Origin of the sequence: Leptolyngbya sp. NK1-12 (assembly GCF_032598965.1) — a bacterium.
In the GTDB taxonomy this organism is placed as follows: Bacteria; Cyanobacteriota; Cyanobacteriia; order Elainellales; family Elainellaceae; genus Elainella.
The window spans coordinates 5,651,022-5,669,348 of sequence record NZ_CP053586.1; the positions used below are offsets into that span (position 1 = coordinate 5,651,022).

Genomic DNA, 18,327 nt, shown 5'->3' on the forward strand with positions numbered 1-18,327 from the left:
AGAGCCAGGAGTCAATTAGATGAACCAGCGGCAAGTTCAAACTTCAACGAAAGCATCGCATTTAGAGTTCCATTCAGATTCACAAAATCAGCAAATTCCTCAGCCGCCAAAGGGTGCGGAACAGTTGAAATGGCTGGGTCCTAGCTTTATTTGGATGCTTTCTGCTGCGGGTTCTGGTGAGCTTTTATTTACACCCAGAATTGCTGCCTTTTATGGCTATACGCTGCTCTGGGCACTCCTTGCAGCCGTAACCCTAAAGTGGTTTATCAATCGCGAGGTGGGACGCTTTACCGTTTGCACAGGCGCAACAATTTTAGAAGGATTCAAACAGCTTCCCGGACCCAAAAATTGGGCAGTCTGGCTGATTCTTGTGCCTCAGTTTGCGGTTGCCATTTCGACCGTAGCAGGCATGGCAGGCGCGGCAGCTACAGCACTGATTCTAGTAACCGGGGGAACCGCTCAACTCTGGACGGTGATTATTATTTTGGTGGCGGCGGCGATCGTGTTTCTGGGACAGTACGATGTGGTGGAAAAATTCTCCTCGTTTGTCGGCATTGCCCGCACGCTTGCCGTCGTCACAGCTGCCGTTTTTGTCTTTCCTAATGTCCGCGAATTAGCCACTGGTATAGTGCCACAGATTCCGCAGGATGTGCAGTATCAGGAAATTCTCCCCTGGTTGGGCTTTATGCTGGCAGGCGCAGCCGGAATGATGTGGTACTCCTACTGGGTCGATGCACGTGGATATGGAGCAACGGCATTAAAACAGGAACAGCCACTAGAAGTAAAACAGCTTGACTCCGAGCAGCAGCAGCGGTTGCAGGGCTGGGTTCAGCTGATGACCTTCTCGAATACGCTGGCGGTCGTGGGTGCACTGCTGGCGGCACTGGCATTTTTGATTCTGGGCGGGGAGCTGCTGCGCCCTCAGGGACTGGTACCCCAGGAAAATCAGGTAGCGGAAACGCTGGGCAATCTGCTGGGCGACATCTGGGGACCGTTTGGCTTCTGGTTCATGATTGCGATCGTCTTTATCACCTTTTGCAGTACCACGCTCTCGGTGCAGGACGGCTTCGGGCGGATGTTTGCTGACGGGACACAGATCTTGCTGCAAGGGTTTGGCGTGCGGCAGGGCCGTTGGACGAACGAGAAGTTTCTGCGGAAGTTTTATATTGCCGCTCTGCTGGCAATTTTGCCGATTGCCGTGTATCTCCTCCTAGGTAGACCTGTGGTCTTATTGCAGACGGCGGGCGCGATCGAAGCTGCCCATATTCCCGTTGTTGCCGGGTTAACGCTATTCCTGAATCGTCGGATGCTGTCTCGCAAGTTACGCCCCTCTGGATTTACCTTCTGGGGAACCGTGCTTGCAGGGGCATTCTTTGCAGTGTTTGCCGTGATTTATTTGCTGCAACTGGTCGGAGTTCTTGGCTCTGGTGGCACTTGATTAGCAAGTGCGAGTTTCCAAGTCCGCTCAACATTTCTTTCTGTTCATCAATTTCTTATTGTTTAGAGGGTTAATCGGTATGAAATCACAAATTTCAAATTCCAGGAAACTGCTTTCATTCGCTTTGGTTCTTTCCCTGATTCCGCTGGCATCCTGCCGAGTAGAGCAAGAACAAGCCGGGGAGCTACCGGATGTGGATGTGAGTGTTGAACCCGGACAGTTACCCCAGTACGACATTCAGGGTCCTGATGTCAACGTGGGCGTGACAGAGCGCACTGTTACCGTGCCCAAAGTTGTCGTGGTGCAGGAGGAACAGACCGTTCAGGTTCCTTACATTGATGTCGATGTTCCTGGGGCAGAACGGCAAGAGCGCACTATTACGGCTGAAGTAGAGGTTCCTTCTGCTGGCTACAATCTAAGTGTTCAGGATGTCTATACGGTTAATAATGAGCTATGGGTTATTTCTCGTCTTGAAGAAACGGATCCAAATGCGCCAAGAGCTGTAACACGAGTTTCCGATCGGATTGTGATTAATGCTCCCACTATTCCTGTGCGTCATTACATTATTGGAGAACGTCCGAGCGGAGTCTTCAACGAACAATATGAGTTTATTGGTAATCGTCAGCAGATTCTTCCTCAGCTTGAAGCGGGACGACAACTATACGAGCGGGAAGCAACAGGCTAAACCATGCTTGACTGGATCACAAACACGATCAATGCTCTAAACCACTGGGAATCACCCTGCTGATGCTGCTGAAAAATATTTTCCCGCCTATATCTTTCGGAGGTGATGATGCCGCTGGAGGATTTACGGTGACGCAGGGCCAGCTAAATTTCGTTGGTGAAATCCTATTGAAGTCACAAAATGGAGCGATATGAAGCCATGACTCAAGTTAAAAAAACAGACTTTAGGAAGCCTCAAGCGACAAAGCCTGTCTGCAACCGAATCGCGGTAGTTTTCGATTTTGATGACACCCTTGCACCCGATACCTTTGATGAACTGATCAAACGATTAGGGCTAGATGTCAACGAATTCCGCCAGCAGCATTATGAATCGTTGAAAGAAGCCGGATGGGACCACGTTGCAGCTCGATTTTATTGCTTGATTCAGGAATCTAAGCGGCGAAAGGAGAAAATCACGAAGGATTATTTGGTTCAGTTTGGACAAGACCTCCAGCCCTTCAAGGACGTGACGGAGATGTTCGATCGCTTGCAGCAGAAAGTGCAGGAACTCAATCCACAAATTGAACTAGAGTTTTACATCATTACCGGTGGATTTGCTGAGGTCGTTCGGAATACCTGCATTGCCTCCTACTTCAAGAAAATTTGGGGATGCGAGTTTCACTATGCTGAAAACAGTGAAATCGAATTCCTCAAACGCAGCATCAGCCACACCGAAAAAACTCGCTATCTCATGCACATTGCGAGCGGAGCAGATCAGGTTGACGGGGATGGACGATCGTTTGCCTATCGGGATGTGTCAGAGAACCAGCTTCACGTTCCCCTTTCGCAAATGATTTATGTAGGCGATGGGGCATCAGATGTTCCCTGCTTCTCAGTGCTGAACGATGAAGGCGGTATTGCGATTGGGGTTTACAAAGGCGATACCGTCGAGAAGTGGAGCCAGCATATTGAGGTGACAGAAAGCCAGCGAGTCACAAATCTTGCTCCCGCAGATTATCAGGCAGAATCAGAGTTAATGCGATCGCTGAACCTGGCAATCGAAAGCCTGTGTAAACAAATCTCGCTCCGACAGCTTAGTAAAGGAGAGTAGGAGTAGACACTGTAGATCGATTAAGACTGAGGAATTGACTGGGTTTGAACGTTGTTATTTTTCTGCTCCTATTCGTGATTCACCTGGCACTTCCCGCGTTATCTCTGGTATTGCAAGTTCCGTCTTTTGCTTTAGGTCGTGAGAGTTGGATTCTTCGCTGGCAGAATGATGCAGGCTGATCCACTTTTCAGTTTAGTTTATTATTCTTTTCATAATCGCGGCTGTTCTTGAACTAGCGATAACTTTGTTCAAACCAAATCGAAAAGTTTGATTTCTGAATTACAGCCTTTTTCAGGCTAGTGAAGTACGAAAAACGGGGTGCCAGCGCCCCTGCATGGGGGCGAAGCCTCCACGCCCCATACCCCACATGAGTGAAAAACGCTGTATTTAAGACTGATGAAATAGAAGAAGTAAGCGATCGACCGATGATTAAGTACTTGTGGCGACGAATAAAGTATCTTCTGTTCGGTGTGGCAGCCTTCCTACTCGCACTATTAATCTGGAGTGTGATAGAACCCTACTACCTCGACCGAGAAGGGGTCACTGCCGAAATCCCTTCGTTGCCGCAGTCCTGGCAAGGAAAGAAAATTGCGGTCGTTGCAGATTTTCAGATTGGCATGTGGATGGCAAACACCAGAACGGTGGCAGAGGCGATCAATCAAATCATTGCGGAGCATCCGGCGGCGGCTTTAATTGCGGGTGATTTTGTATACAAGCCTAGTGACAATTTAACACCGGAACTCGATCGGGTTATTCAGCTTGTGCGCCCCCTGATTGCTGCTCAAATTCCCACTTATGCGGTTCTGGGCAATCATGACTATGGGGCGAAGACCCTGACCGAAGCCAGCGCAGCAGGCAAACAGCGAGCCGCTCAAATTCAGCAGGCACTAGAGGCGATCGGTATTCAAGTATTGCAAAATGAGGCGATTGTCCTTCCGAACGCGGGTCAAGCTTCTGAACATGAAAGTCTCTATTTAGTTGGTATTGGAGCCTACCTTCCAAAACAGTCTCAGCCGCAACAGGCAATCGCCCAAGTTCCTGACAGTGCAACTCGCTTTGTCCTGATGCACAATCCCGCATCCTTTGCGGAACTTCCTCCTGGCACAGCCCCGATCGCAGTTGCAGGGCATACCCATGGCGGACAGATTCGGATTCCGTTTCTGCCGCAGTGGTCATGGATGACTCTGGTAGAGGATAAGCCGAGCTGGTCATGGCTCTCCCAAATCAGAGGAGATATTGTGCGCGTATCTGGTTGGATTCCAGGTTATGGCAATGCAGACAATCGTCTCTACGTTAATCGTGGAATTGGGTTTAGCCATCTGCCGATTCGTTTCAACTGTCCACCAGAGTTAACCGTATTCACCCTGCAACCTAAAACATAAATCTAAAGCTTATTCAGTGATCAAGCTTCTATATTCAATGAATCTCAATCGATGGACAGAGATGAATTCCACACTTGTCTTTTATTCTAATACTAAGCATCTAGCCAAATTGCAAATATCAGGCTGTAAAAGAAGTTTTCACAAATTCATAATATTCAATCGATCAAACCTTTTGGCACGAAAATTGGATATCCATTTCAGCTCCAATCCACAGATATGTCTGGGCTGATTGGTTAGCGCCCTGCTGAATCGATTGGTTCAATTTATGTCTTTAATCTATTCCTACGTTTGGTTACTTCGTTTTTGTGAATCATCTTTGCGGATCAATTGTTGAATTTAAAGGAGTATAACTATGTTGCAGAATCGCATGAGTATGAAGAACATTGTAGTTGCAGGAACGATTGCAGGAAGTACTTTGGCTAGCCTTGCCGCATTGATTGCTCTGCCCAAAGCAGTTGCTTCTCCCTTAAATCCTTGCCCCGGGATTTACTACGAGGAGCCGTTCAACAGCACACGTATTTCTCCCCAGGGTTGCCCACCGAACGCGGCTACTCAGGGATTGACTCCGAGCGAAGCACAAACTCCCGCAGCACTTCCCAACCGCACAATTCCATTGGAAGCAGGACCAACTCCCCTACAGCCACCACTGCCTGAGAATCGGGCGGAACCTGTCGCAACGGTCGCTTTATCAAACAACTCTTTTGACGTAAGACTAACAAATAGAACGAATGCTTTAGTTACCTTTGAAGTTGTTGGTCAGACGCAACGCCGCTATCTCGAAGGAGGGCAAGAAGTCATTTTACAAGGCATTTCAGCCCCTGCCACAATCACTTTTGTTCGTCAAGATGACGGTTTTGTAGAGGTAGTTCCTATTTCTACTTCAGAGCCCGGTTTGCTGGCGGTTCAGTTAGATGAAGATGCAAGTCCGCTTGACGCAAATCAGGGAGTTTTGCGGATTCAACAGGATGGGCAAGTTTTTCTGAACTAGTTTCTAGATATTTGCCGTGAACAAAAAGTGATTGCTGTAGAAGCAGTGGATTTCTTCAAATTGAATTCTTTCAGTAGTTGACTCAATAATCAAGCTCGTTTCTTAAGGAGAACCAAGATGAAAAGCTCAAACATGTTGAAGTTGATCAGTGCAGGTGTTGTAGCATGCACCGCCGCTATTGCCCCTTTGTCATTGCCAACTCAAGTACAGGCTACAACGAATACAGCTCCAGTCATTGAGCGTGAAGGTGCATATGAAAATGATGGCTTTGACTGGGGCTGGCTGGGTCTATTTGGCTTGATTGGCTTATTTGGTTTGGCAGGGTTAGGAGGCAGAAGCCATCAAGATACAACCATTCGTCGGGAAGAAGCACCTACCTATCGAGATCCCAATTCAACGCGATACTAACGAACGGCTGTTGAGGAAACTGAGTTCGAGGAAAGCGGGGAGAGGAAACGCGGAAGGACTGTGAGGGCAAACAGCTTCCGCATCTTAACATTCCCGCATTTTTTACAGGAGGTGGAGCTTTGACACTGACACGGTGGCTAGGCTTATTCGCAATCATTGCCTCTCTCTACATCCTGTGGCAAATCCGCATGGTTGTATTCCTCTTTCTTGCCGCAGTGGTGGTTGCCACAATACTAAACCGTTTAGTAAGACGGTTCAGGCAGTCCCACGTCAAGCGGGGCTATGCAATCTTGTTGTCGATTGGCATTATTCTTGCTCTATCTAGCATCCTGATCGCATTGATACTCGTCCGATTCATCAATCAGTTCGACCAGCTTCTAAGTTTAATTCAGCTCTCAATTAGCCAGCTTCAGTACTGGAGTTATGAATTTCAATCCAGCATTCTAGATGGGATGCTGGCAAATCTTCCGAGTTTGTCCATCTTTACCCAGCAATTACAGACTGCTGCCAGCTGGATCATCACAAATGTTTACGCTTTTATATCAGATTCACTGACCCTCATCCTAAATGCATTGTTTGTATTTGTATTGTCGATTATGCTGCTTGCAAACCCACAGCGATATCGACAGGGATTAATCCATATTTTTCCTGCCTTTTATCGTCAGCGTGCTGATGAAATTTTGTCTAGATGCGAAGTAAAGTTGGTGCATTACGTCGCAGGCATCGCGTTAAGCATGGTTTTTGTTGGCATTACTTCCACGATCGGGTTACTGATTCTGAAAGTTCCGCTTCCCGTTGTCAATGGCCTACTGGCTGGATTATTTGCTTTTATTCCTTATATCGGTGCGATCGTCAGTGCCATCCCCCCAATCCTATTGGCGTTGCTGGATACACCCTGGAAGGCTGGAGTTGTTCTTCTTCTGTACTTCATCATTCAACAAGTAGAAGGAAATTTTGTGACACCAATCGTCATGCGGCATCAGGTTGATTTGCTCCCAGCCACAACATTAGCTTTATTAACCGCTTTCGGAATCTTCTTTGGTCCTTTAGGCTTATTGCTAGGATTACCAACTCTAGTGATTGCTCAAACCTGGTTAGAAGAAGCGGTTGTGCATGACATTCTAGACCACTGGAAAAGCGAATAGAAGTGCCGCTAATTTCCGACATTAGGCAGACGTAGCTAAGTTCATAGTTCGATAGTGTGATGTGTGGAGAAGCTAATTTAATTAAGGTAGATATACAAACGATGCAAACTAACCTGGAAATAAAATCCCCCAGTAATCATCTTGAGCGAATTGCGACGATTCTACGAATCACTGGATGGTCAAGCTTTGTGGTTCAAACTGCGCTTGCTGCTGCCTCCAGTGTATTACTGATATTGGCGATTTCTGGACGAACATTTAATCAAGCGATCGTCGCTCCACCTGGAATTCCTGGAACTGCGATTCCAACTCCAGTGACTGAAGCAACAACGCCTGGCTTGGGTATTGGCATTTTTTGGGCAGTGTGTGCGGTTGGGGTATTGCTGTTCGGGATCTATCTTGCTTTTCGCCTGATTCGTTTCTCCAAGCGCCTTCGTCATCCTGACCCTGCGATTTACCCTCATCGAGCGAAGGTGATGCAGGTACTGCGGCTTGCAGTTGTTACGGGACTGATAGGAATACTATTGGCGATTCTGGGAACGGGAACGACGCTTGCGGTGCTGCTGGCAAAATCGATTGCTCAGCCCCAAGGGGTTGCCATTTATGACCCAAACCGAATCATTCGATCGTTGGATGTCTTCGTAGCTGCTGCCAACACAACGGGGATAACAGCGCATTTTGTGGGAGTCATTACTTCGCTGGGAGTATTTAACTGGCTGCATCGTCCTTCAGATCCCGCTTCACTGAGCGTATTCAACTGGTAACATTGTCCTTACAGATCTCATTGTCCTTACAGATCTCGTTTAAATTAGCTTATGGTGCTAGTGTACAGCCTCGTCTGATGCCTAGCGTCTATCAAAAAAACAGTCTCAACGCTCTATTCGGTCTGTTTTTGGAAGAAGGTCATCCCTTGCCACAGCAAACTCAACTCAAATCTGCCAGTTCTCTCAGTGGGAGTCTACCTGGTTCGTCTGGAACGCAAAAGGTGGGCGATTGAGTGCTTTTTCAGGACCATCAAACATCGCTTTGGACAATCGACCTGCCTGTGAGTCTACCGTTGGTTAGTCTTGACTTTAGTTGCCTATCTCTTGGCGCATTGGATGGGCCCATGGTTATTGCCACCTCAACTGGACTGGGCACAGGCAAGTGATTTAGCGTTGTCCATCTTGTTCCCCTCTGTGGTCTGGTGCCAATTGCTGAAGTTGATTCAACGTCGAGGTGATCTTGCAGGGCAATTTGGGTTTGAAATTATTCTCAAACGCCTACCTGATTGGGCTTACCGATAATGGTGCAAGGTGGTGAAATAGTCAACTAGACAGCAAATTGTCAAACTCAATCAGTTTCTGGAGATGAGCTGCTCTACTAAACGAGTGAGGCGGTTAGCGGTATCAGTTTGCTGCTTAATATTCTCGGCCTGAAGCTTGGCGGTTTCTGCCTACTGTTCCACAATGCCCGCGATCCGCTCTACCCGTTCACCCAATCGCTCAAGCTGAATTTCGCTGCGCGTCAGATTTTCTGAGAAGTGTCCCATTTGAACCGTTAGTGCTTCGATGCTCTCGCTCAAGCGAGTGAGGCTCTGACGATGAATATCGGCAAAGTCTACCAGAGCTTCCAAAGTGCGTTCCATATTGGTTTTTGCCATCAGTCAAGCCTGACGTTGCAGTTGGTGCGGTGATTTCCTGACGGCTTCAAACTTTTTAAAATGCTAAAACCCGCTAATATAGCGGGTCTCATTCAATCGGAGCGGCGGGATTTGAACCCACGACCCCTACTACCCCAAAGTAGTGCGCTACCAAGCTGCGCTACGCCCCGATTTCTTATGGTTTGAACCATTATAGGGTTTGAGCCATCAGTTTCACACCTGGTTGAGCAGGCATGGCACTAAAGCTCTACCAGTTTAGCTCACAAAGGACATTTGGATCAAATTGACCGAACTTTCTCATTGCCTCTACGATCAGCAGATGCCGTATTCCTGACTCTTGCCATGCGTTTTGATAACTTAACAACCTATCCCTACTCTGCTGGCCGTCGGGTGGTGATGGGGCAGCGATATGCGGCGGCTACCAGTCAGCCTTTGGCAACCCTGGCCGGGATGGAAATGTTTTGGGCGGGCGGGAATGCGGTGGATGCGGCGATTGCCATGGCGATTACCCTGACGGTGGTGGAGCCGACCTCGAATGGAATTGGCTCGGATGCGTTTGCTCTGGTTTGGGACGGGCAACTGCATGGTCTAAACGCTTCGGGGCGCAGTGCTGAAGCGCTGGGTCAGGTGCAATTCAACGAGTTGCAGGCCATCCCGGCCTTGGGTTGGCTACCTGTGACCGTGCCGGGAGCCGTTTCAGCGTGGTGTGCGCTGTGGCAGCGGTGGGGCAAGTTGCCGTTTGAACAGTTATTTGCGCCCGCAATTCGCTACGCCGAGCAGGGATTTCCGGTTTCGCCGGAGACGGCTCGCGCTTGGCAGGCGGTGGAATCAGTGTATGTGCCCCTGACGGGTCGAGAGTTTCAGCCATTCAAACAAGTGTTTTTTGCCGCCGATCGTGCCCCTAGAGCTGGAGAGATTTGGGCCAGCCCAGCCCATGCCGCCACCCTGCGAGAGATTGCCGCCACGGGTGGAGAGAGCTTTTACCGAGGCAAGTTAGCCGAAAAAATGATCGCCTTTGCCAGCGATACGGGCGGCCTATTCACTCCAGCCGATTTATCCCAGCACCAGGCGGACTGGGTTGGGCCGATTTCAACCACCTACCGCGACCTGACGGTATGGGAAATTCCGCCCAACGGCCAGGGCATTGCCGCGTTGATGGCGTTAAATCTGCTGGAAGGGGTGGAGTTGGCTCGCTATCCGCGCGAATCGGCCACAAGCTTTCACTGGCAAATCGAGGCCATGAAGCTAGCCTTTGCCGATGTCTATCAACAGGTCGCCGACCCGGCCTGGATGCGGGCCAGCCCTGCTGCCCTACTAGATAAAGCCTATGCTGCCCAACAGCGTCAAATCATCCGCGATCATGCCAGCCCTATCTCAGCGTCCATTCCCAGCAGCGATACGGTCTACCTGGCGACTGCCGATCAAGACCTGATGGTGTCGTTTATCCAGTCCAACTACGAAGGATTTGGCAGCGGCATCCTGATTCCCGAAACGGGGATTGCCTTACAAAATCGCGGCCTCGGCTTTAGCCTCCAACCCGGTCATCCCAATCAAATTGCACCGCGCAAACGCCCCTTCCACACGATTATTCCGGCATTCCTGACCCAGGACAATCGACCCCTTGGTCCGTTTGGTGTCATGGGTGGTCACATGCAGCCCCAGGGTCACGTTCAGGTTGTTGTCAACCTCACCGACTATGGCCTCAATCCCCAAGCGGCCCTAGACGCCCCCCGCTGGCAAGTCAAGCTCGGCTCCGACGACTGCATCATTGTGCTAGAGCAAACCGTCCCCCGCTCCCTGGTGTTGGAGTTAATCGAACGCGGCCACACCGTCCAGCTCACCGCCGAACCCCGCACCTTCGGCAAAGGCCAAATCATCCTCCGCCACAACAACGCCCTGATCGCCGCTTCCGAACCCAGAGCCGACGGCCTCGCCCTAGCCGGCTAACTCCCCCATCTCCCTCGTTCGGCGAGGCTCACGAGCCGCCCCCCCATCTCCCTACGTCTGCTTTTGCTGCTGATAAAGCTGCTTAAACTGCTGCTGCTGCTGCTTGTGGTCCACAATCGGGGCTGGGTAGCCGCAGCGTTCGCGGTCGGAGCTGGAGATTTTGCCGCTGACTAGGTCTGCGGTATCGAGGCTGCGCAGTTCGGGCAGCCATTCGCGGATGTATTCCCCATCGGGGTCAAACTTTTGGGCTTGACTGGCGGGGTTGAAGATGCGCAGGGGTTTGGGGTCCATGCCGCTGGAAGTGCTCCATTGCCAGCCGCCGTTATTGGCCGATAAATCTCCGTCAATCAAGCGCTGCATGAAGTACTTTTCGCCCAGGCGACCGTCTACAATCAGGTCTTTGGTGAGGAAACTGGCAACAATCATGCGGCAGCGGTTGTGCATCCAGCCGATGGTATTCATTTGCCGCATTGCGGCATCGACGATTGGGTAGCCGGTTCGGCCTTCACACCAGGCTTGAAAGTAGTCGTCGTTGTTGTCCCAGGGAAACTGCTTGAACTGGGCACGGTACGACCCTTCGGCCAGCTCTGGGAAGAAATACATGGCGTGCTGGTAGAATTCGCGCCAGGCTAACTCTTGCTGCCAGGTTTGGATGTTCTGGCGAGTTTCGTCACTGCGGCTCTCGACAGCGGCGGCTTCGGTGGCGGCCCAAACGGTGCGGATGCCAATCGTGCCAAATTTGAGGGCAGCACTCAGGCGCGAGGTGCCATCTATCGCCGGAAAGTTGCGCTGCTCTCCATACTCTTGAATGGCGCGGCTACAAAAGGCGTTTAGTTTTTCCTGGGCGGCGGCGGTACCAGGTGCGAGGGGCAGTTCGGTGTCCCAGAGGAAACCTAGATCCTTGGCGGTGGGGAGGGCAATTGTCTCGGCTTTGGCGGTGGAAATTTCGGACTCAGATAATCCGCTGGCTTGAGTCAGGCCGACTACTGGCTCGGCTTTGGGCTGGCTTTTCCAGTTGCGCCAGAAGGGGGTGTAGACCGTGTAGGGCTGGCCGGAGCCGGTCATTACCTGCGTTGGGGCGTGCAGCAACTGGTCCCAAAACGCCTGGACTTCTACCCCCGCTTCCCGCAGAGCGGCGGCAACGGTGCGGTCGCGTTCTCGGCCATAGGGTTCGACATCGCGGTTCAGGTAAACGGCTTGGGCCGAAAGCGCTTTGGCTAGGGCGGGCAATCGCTCGATGGGCTGGCCTTGCAGAATCAGCAACTGGCTGCCTGCATGGGCGTAGCTTTCCTGGAGTTTGGCTAAACTGCCGATTAGATAGGTAACTCGTGCCGGGGCCACATCATCCCGCTGCAAGATGTTGGGATCGAGGCAGAACACACCGATTACTTTGGAACTACGCTGACGCGCGGCATCTAGACCGATATTGTCTACTGTGCGCAAATCACGGCGATGCCAAAACAAAATTAAATCAGTCATGGGGCAGGCGGAGAACAACTTTATTGCAAACTCTATTCAGGATAAAGCGACTCGGCTGGGTTGGGATGCTGCGCCAGAGGGAGAAGCCATTGTCTTAGAACCATTGTCTTGGAACCTTTATGCTTTGGCTGCGTCACTCGCAGGTGGGGACGCTATTCTAAATTAGAGCGGTGTTTCAGCGCCCGCTCAACGCCACTATGCCCAAGCCCCCTGTCCGCCATTTTCTATCCTTCTTTTCTTCGAGGCTGCCACTGCGGGCCGTGCTGATCATCCCGTTTGTGCTGCAAATTTTGCTGATAGCCGGGTTGATTGGGGTTCTCTCGTTTCGCAATGGGCAAAGCGCGGTGAAAACGCTGGCGATGGAGCTAGAGTCCGAGATTGGGCAGCGGATTGAACAAACCCTGGAAACCTATCTAAAAATGCCGCAGTTGGCAAACCAGGCTACTGCTGATCTCGTCCGGCAGGACCTGTTGGATGTCCAGGATATTGAAGCACTGCGGGTGTATCTGTGGAATCAGTTCAGTCGGTTTAATAATCAATTTTTAGCTACCGAACCGGGCAATCCTTCTCCCAGCCAGCAGCCAGACGATATTTCTTTTCTGGCGATTGGTACCCAGCAGGGCAACTATGTGGATGTGGGCTATGACCCCCAGAACGGCCAGTTGACCCTGAGCATGCTAAACCGGCAGCAAGATGAAACCCTGCGTACCTGGAAGTTGAACCAGTGGGGCAGAGAGGTAGATGCCAAGCCAATCGACGAAGTTACGCCTTACGATCCGCGCAGTCGTCCCTGGTACCAAGATGCTGTGAAGGCAGGTCGTTTGATTTGGGTTGGTCCTTACACCACAGTTGGCACAGAAGATTATGTGATTTCAGCCGATCAACCCCTTTACGACCGCAGGGGCAATCTAGTGGGTGTCACCGATGCCACCCTCAGCCTACTCAACATCAACAAGTTTTTAGGCAGCCTCAAGGTGGGTAAGACCGGCCAAGTTTTTGTCATGAAGCTGAATGGTGACCTGTTGGCTACGTCAATGAAGGAAACTCCATTCAAGCATGATGGCGGTGAGCTGCGCAGCATTCGGGCCAGCGAGAGTACCGATCCCCTCACCCGCGAGACGGCTGAATTTCTCCGCCGTCGATTTGGTGGGTTTGACCAGATTAGCTATCGGTTGCAACGTCGCCCGCAGCAGTTGGAGTTTCGCACTTCGGCTGGGAAACAACAGTTTGTGCGCATCGAGCCGTTTCGCAACCAGGAATACCGAGGGGTCGATTGGCTGGTGGTGATCACGGTGCCGGAAGATGATTTCATGGCGCAAATCCGAGCCAATACCTTGACGACGGCCTTGCTTTGCCTGGTGGGATCCTTGGGAGCAATTGCCTTTGGGGTTGGGGCGGGTCGCTGGCTGACTAAACCAATCATCCAATTGAGTCGGGCAGCAGATGCGCTCGCTCAGGGAGACTGGGACCGTCCGGTGACGATTCAGCGCTCTGGTGAGTTGGGCGTGCTGGTGTACGCCTTCAACCACATGCGGCAGCAACTCAAACAATGGCACCGGCAGATTCAGGAATACTCGCGTGGCCTAGAGCAGAAAAACGACCAGCTCGAAACTCTAGAAGCCGAGCTGCGACGGCAGTTGAATTTGTTTTTGCACGCCGTTTCCCACGATTTGCGCAACCCGGTGTTGGGCACTTCAATGGTGTTGAATAACCTCAGCAACCAGCCCGGTGACACGATCACGCTGCCGCGCAAAGTGCTAGAGCGGATGCAGGAAAGCAATCAGCGCCAGTTAGACCTGATCAATTCGCTAATCGACACCCACGCCGCCGAAATTTGGGGGATTACGCTGCATCCCAAACCCCTAACCCTGAGGCCGCTGGTGACTTCGGCAATTGCCGATCTGCTGCCCATGATGGAACGCGAGCACACCCAGCTCGAAAACCAGATTCCTGAAGATCTGCCCTTGGTTGAGGTGGACCCCTTGCAATTGGCGCGAGTCTACCAAAACCTGCTGGCCAATGCCCTCAAACATAATCCACCGGGGCTGAAGATTGTGCTGGATGCCCAACCAGAGGGTGACTGGATTCGCTGCACCGTCGCAGACGATGGGGTTGGGATTGAGCCAGAACAGTGCGAGCGGCTGTTTGACCCTTATTTTCGCGGCAAGTCAAAACCCAAATCGGTGGGGTTGGGGTTGGGACTGTACCTCTGCCAGCAAATTATTGAGGCTCACGGTGGTCAGATCGGCGTCAGGAGTCAACTCAAGCAAGGAACGCTGTTTTGGTTTACGTTGCCGGTCAACTCAAAGCAGATCAGCGGATGAACTCCTCTATGCGTAAGTCCTGATGAAAATGGATCTCTTTGAATTTGGCCTCGATGGGTTTAGGCAAAGCAGATCATCCAATCGCTTGTGTCTGCTCTTCTGCTGTACTAGACCCCAACAGCAATTGTCAGGACAGTTCAAGAAGACTTATGGAGAAACCCGAAAGAAAACGATCGGGATACGGTCAATTGGTTCTTCGGTCTGAGGATCGAGTAATGTTTCTGTTAACGTCTCGGTGGCAGGATCAAACGTGTAGCGAACCTTGAATGAGCGATCGCCGGTTTCAGCCGTTTCCCCTACCTGGCAATCTAGGTTCCAGGTCCCGACTAGAGACTCCTGCTCTACACTCAACTGAGCCAGGACAGTAGCAGGATCGCCGTACTTGCAAGGCCCGTGCCAGGTGTCCCGCCCCACCACCTTAAACCCAGATTCGGCGGGCAGGATCGAACGCAGTGAATTACCGCCATCTACTTCATCCACACCCTGCCATAAGCCAACATATAGATCTTCTGGTGCTACTGCCTCCTGGGCTAATAGCGAGTTACTTAGTAAGGCTAATGTTGCTCCTACGGTACCCACAACACTTGCAACAGGAATTGCAAAAGTAATTGCAACAGTTCTGTTTAATCTATGTTTCATCATAATCCTCCAATTTTTATCAAAAGAATAAACCATAAAATCATCTCAGTGGAAGTGTTTCTGAATACATACTCTTACAGAGAGAAAAACTGTCTCTTAGGAAAAACGGCGTTGCTGAATTGGGGTATGAATCATGGCGTTGCTGTACCGTTGATAGCTCCCTTTTCTGGGATGCCCGTTAGGGCTATATACTGGGGGACTTTGAAAGGTTCGGTTCCCCCAGAATTGGGGGCTAGGGCTTCGTTCGTGGAACGCGCTCCGCGAGCGACGTGAGACTTCGGCGTGAGCACTGCCCCTATGGGGCCAGAAAAATCAGTCGAACGCTCAGCCGAACGGGGCAATTCATATCTCTATTCAGCAACGCCGAAAAATCATCGTTATATAACAACGGGAATTTTTGGCGGGACTTATCTATATTTCTATCTAAGTAGAACAACATAATTAAACATGAAACCCAAAGGAGGCGTTGTCGCTGCCCTTCGGGAGACAACACCCTGATCTTGGTTTTAATTAAGTTGAATTACTTATTACTCTGGAGGGAAAACCTGATATCGCAGCTCTGCAAATGCATGGCCGTACACTGTCGCTGATAGTAGTTTTAATGGCGGTGTGACAATTCGACGCGGCAGTAGAGGTGCTCCACTTCCCAGGGTCACTGACGTGATTTGAACGATGATTTCATCCAGCAATCCGTGATCATAAAATTGACCAACCAAGTCCCCGCCACCTACCAGCCAAATGTTTTTGCCACCTGCTGCTGCACTCATTTCTTGATGCACCGGACGGACATCGCCTTTAACAAATTTGATATCCGCGCCTGGAATGGTCGGTAGACTTCGGGAGGTAAACACCCAGGCGGGCTGCTCATAGGTCCATACCGGATTGGAATGATCATCGCTGGGATGGCTGAGAATCCATTCGTAGGTTGTTGCACCCATTGCTATGGCACCAACTTCGCGAATGAAATTCGAGTAGCTGCCATTTTCGGGTTCGCCAAACTGAAACAGCCAATCCAAAGAATTTTCTGCATCGGCAATGAACCCGTCTAAGCTAGTGGCAGTGTAGTATTGAGTCTTCATTTGAAAGATTTTAATGCGACACACCTAATTCAATAACCATACTCAACAAACCCTCAACAAATCCTCAACAAAAATAAATGGCTGGAGAGTTAACGCTGATTGTAGAAATGGTGACTGTGTTGGGATCTGCCGCTGCTGGAGGATACTTAGCCAGTCGTTTGGGTCAACCAGTGCTGCTGGGCTATCTCTTGGGGGGAATGCTGATTGGCCCAACGGGGTTGAAGCTAATCACGCTTGAAGGAGATATCCAGGTTCTTGCCAACATTGGAGTAGCGCTGCTGCTGTTTGCCCTGGGGATTGAGTTCTCCCTCAAAGACTTGCTGCGAATGCGGAGGATTGCTCTGGGAGGTGGCTCGCTGCAGATTCTCCTCACCATCGCCTTGGGAGCGGGTTTAGCCTATGCAACCGGCTGGGTCGCTACGATTCCGAAGGCTATTTTTCTGGGCGCAGTTCTGTCGCTCTCTTCCACTGCCGTGGTGTTGAAAAGCCTGATTGAACGCAACGAGGTGCAAACTAATCACGGTCAGATCATGCTGGCAATTTTGATTGTGCAGGATTTGGGCGTGGGCCTGATGCTGGCGATCCTGCCTGCTCTCACCCAACCCAACAATGCCATCGGGATTGCCCTATTGATGGCGCTGCTGAAAGCCCTGCTCTTTCTGGGAGGAGCAATTCTGGTCGGGAAATGGGTGATTCCGCTCGTGGTGCAGTTGCTGGTCCGCAGTGGTTCCCAAGAACTGTTTCTGTTGGGCATTCTGGTGCTCTGCTTGGGGATTGCGCTGCTCACTTCGGCGTTGGGTCTGGGGATCGAAATGGGCGCATTTGTGGCCGGATTGATGATTTCTAATGTGGAGTATGCGGATCATGCGCTGGACCGGATGCTGCCGATGCGGGATGTCTTCGCGACGCTGTTTTTTGCCTCAATTGGCATTTTGATCGACCCTGGCTTTTTGCTGGCGAATAGCTGGGTGTTGGTTGGGCTGGTGGCTGTAACGATGATTGGTAAAGCGGTGATTGCAACGGGGGTGGTGAGGTTGTTTGGCTATTCGCTCAAGACGGCGCTCACTGTTGGCCTGGGGATTAATCAAATCGGAGAGTTTTCCTTTGTCTTAGCGGGAGTGGCGCAAAGTCAAGGGCTGTTTCCGCCTCGTTTATACGGGCTAACTGTGGGCACAACGGCGGCCACGTTGCTGATTACCCCCTTTCTACTGCGGGCAACCCCCCATCTGCTGACTGGGTTGGAGCAGTTTTGCTGGTTCAACAATCTCCTCCAGTTAAACCATGCGCCGCGTCTGTTTGGGCTGGAGGAGGAACTGAGCGGGCATGTGGTGGTTGCGGGCTATGGCAGAGTCGGGCAAACCTTGGTGCGGATGCTGTATTTTCAGGGCTATCAGATTTTGGTGATTGATAACAATGAAGCGGTGCTGCAATCGCTGCGAGACCGGGGCATTTCCTACCTGTTTGGCGATGCCTCCAGTGGGCTGGTTTTAGAAAAGGCCGGTCTATCTCAAGCCAAGGCGATGGCCATTGCTCTGCCTGACCCGATGGCTACCCGTCTCACCCTCAACCGCGCCCTCAGTCTGGCTCCGGATCTGGACATTACCGTGCGAGCGCATGGCAATCAGGAGATCGATGTGCTCTACCAGCTCGGTGCTCAGGAAGTAGTGCAGCCAGAGTTTGAAGCGGCTCTAGAGATGGGTGCCCATATGCTGTTGAAACTGGGAGATGCCACGTTTGAGGTCCAGCAGGTGGTGAACCGCTACCGCACGGGCCGCTATCGAGACATTTTGCCGGAACGGGCTGAATATTGGGGCGCAACCGATCTAGAAGCGGCAATCGAGGGGCTGCAACGGCACTGGTATGGGCTGCCTTCTGACTCGCCTTTGGTGGGGTTGAACTTAGCCCAAGCCAACATCCGCCGCTTGACAGGAGCTACGATCATGGCGGTTGAACGTCACAAACACCTGCATCGCTATCCTACGGGAGATCTGAGGCTAGAAGCGGGCGATCGCCTGTTGGTGGTGGGCAGTCTTGAGGAACATAATGCGTTTGAAAAACTGTTGAAGGCAGAAACTTTTTAGCTGA

At 51.2% G+C, this 18,327-nt stretch carries 15 protein-coding genes and 1 tRNA gene; 11 read left to right on the top strand and 5 right to left on the bottom strand.

Annotation, left to right across the window (positions count from 1 at the left end):
- Positions 1 to 19 precede the first annotated feature (19 nt).
- The 8 genes from HJG54_RS24065 (at position 20) to HJG54_RS24100 (ending at position 7,896) form a co-directional block, all read left to right on the top strand.
- On the top strand, positions 20 to 1,438 hold the full coding sequence (locus HJG54_RS24065; protein WP_316431761.1) for an Nramp family divalent metal transporter: 1,419 nt from the start codon (positions 20 to 22) through the stop codon (positions 1,436 to 1,438).
- Between the two features lie 124 nt (positions 1,439 to 1,562).
- Positions 1,563 to 2,123 (top strand): hypothetical protein, encoded by a 561-nt coding sequence (locus HJG54_RS24070; RefSeq protein ID WP_316431762.1) that lies wholly within the window; start codon positions 1,563 to 1,565, stop codon positions 2,121 to 2,123.
- A 198-nt stretch (positions 2,124 to 2,321) separates the two neighbouring features.
- Positions 2,322 to 3,212, top strand: coding sequence for a haloacid dehalogenase-like hydrolase (locus tag HJG54_RS24075; protein ID WP_316431763.1), 891 nt, complete (start codon positions 2,322 to 2,324; stop codon positions 3,210 to 3,212).
- Positions 3,213 to 3,637: 425 nt separating this feature from the next.
- On the top strand, positions 3,638 to 4,594 hold the full coding sequence (locus tag HJG54_RS24080; protein WP_316431764.1) for a metallophosphoesterase: 957 nt from the start codon (positions 3,638 to 3,640) through the stop codon (positions 4,592 to 4,594).
- Between the two features lie 352 nt (positions 4,595 to 4,946).
- Complete coding sequence (locus tag HJG54_RS24085; protein ID WP_316431765.1) at positions 4,947 to 5,582, top strand: hypothetical protein; 636 nt, start codon at positions 4,947 to 4,949, stop codon at positions 5,580 to 5,582.
- 117 nt (positions 5,583 to 5,699) lie between these two features.
- Entirely contained in the window at positions 5,700 to 5,990 is a 291-nt protein-coding gene (locus tag HJG54_RS24090) for a WGxxGxxG family protein (RefSeq protein ID WP_316431766.1), read from the top strand.
- A gap of 119 nt (positions 5,991 to 6,109) precedes the next feature.
- The gene (locus HJG54_RS24095) at positions 6,110 to 7,135 is read left to right on the top strand and encodes an AI-2E family transporter (RefSeq protein WP_316431767.1); all 1,026 of its coding nucleotides are present in this window, start codon (positions 6,110 to 6,112) and stop codon (positions 7,133 to 7,135) included.
- Positions 7,136 to 7,236: 101 nt separating this feature from the next.
- Complete coding sequence (locus tag HJG54_RS24100; protein WP_316431768.1) at positions 7,237 to 7,896, top strand: DUF3611 family protein; 660 nt, start codon at positions 7,237 to 7,239, stop codon at positions 7,894 to 7,896.
- Between the two features lie 671 nt (positions 7,897 to 8,567).
- On the opposite strand, the gene HJG54_RS24105 is transcribed toward HJG54_RS24100, so the two are convergent.
- Together HJG54_RS24105 and HJG54_RS24110 are read right to left on the bottom strand one after the other, a co-directional pair.
- Positions 8,568 to 8,774 carry a hypothetical protein gene (locus HJG54_RS24105; RefSeq protein ID WP_316431769.1) on the bottom strand — a complete coding sequence of 69 codons (207 nt, stop codon included), beginning with the start codon at positions 8,772 to 8,774 and terminating at the stop codon, positions 8,568 to 8,570.
- Between the two features lie 96 nt (positions 8,775 to 8,870).
- Positions 8,871 to 8,944 (bottom strand) — tRNA-Pro (locus HJG54_RS24110).
- A 172-nt stretch (positions 8,945 to 9,116) separates the two neighbouring features.
- On the opposite strand from HJG54_RS24110, the gene HJG54_RS24115 reads away from it, so the two are divergent.
- Positions 9,117 to 10,721: a gamma-glutamyltransferase family protein gene (locus HJG54_RS24115; protein WP_316431770.1), complete on the top strand. Its 1,605-nt coding sequence runs from the start codon at positions 9,117 to 9,119 to the stop codon at positions 10,719 to 10,721.
- A 51-nt stretch (positions 10,722 to 10,772) separates the two neighbouring features.
- Here HJG54_RS24115 and HJG54_RS24120 read toward each other — a convergent pair whose 3' ends face one another.
- The gene (locus HJG54_RS24120; RefSeq protein WP_316431771.1) at positions 10,773 to 12,200 is read right to left on the bottom strand and encodes an FAD-binding domain-containing protein; all 1,428 of its coding nucleotides are present in this window, start codon (positions 12,198 to 12,200) and stop codon (positions 10,773 to 10,775) included.
- A gap of 197 nt (positions 12,201 to 12,397) precedes the next feature.
- Here HJG54_RS24120 and HJG54_RS24125 point away from each other — a divergent pair, with 197 nt between their 5' ends.
- On the top strand, positions 12,398 to 14,524 hold the full coding sequence (locus HJG54_RS24125; RefSeq protein ID WP_316431772.1) for an ATP-binding protein: 2,127 nt from the start codon (positions 12,398 to 12,400) through the stop codon (positions 14,522 to 14,524).
- 147 nt (positions 14,525 to 14,671) lie between these two features.
- On the opposite strand, the gene HJG54_RS24130 is transcribed toward HJG54_RS24125, so the two are convergent.
- The gene (locus HJG54_RS24130) at positions 14,672 to 15,103 is read right to left on the bottom strand and encodes a hypothetical protein (RefSeq protein ID WP_316431773.1); all 432 of its coding nucleotides are present in this window, start codon (positions 15,101 to 15,103) and stop codon (positions 14,672 to 14,674) included.
- A 587-nt stretch (positions 15,104 to 15,690) separates the two neighbouring features.
- Positions 15,691 to 16,242, bottom strand: coding sequence for a dihydrofolate reductase family protein (locus tag HJG54_RS24135; RefSeq protein ID WP_316431774.1), 552 nt, complete (start codon positions 16,240 to 16,242; stop codon positions 15,691 to 15,693).
- 77 nt (positions 16,243 to 16,319) lie between these two features.
- On the opposite strand from HJG54_RS24135, the gene HJG54_RS24140 reads away from it, so the two are divergent.
- Positions 16,320 to 18,323 (top strand): cation:proton antiporter, encoded by a 2,004-nt coding sequence (locus tag HJG54_RS24140; protein ID WP_316431775.1) that lies wholly within the window; start codon positions 16,320 to 16,322, stop codon positions 18,321 to 18,323.
- The last annotated feature ends 4 nt before the right edge of the window (positions 18,324 to 18,327 follow it).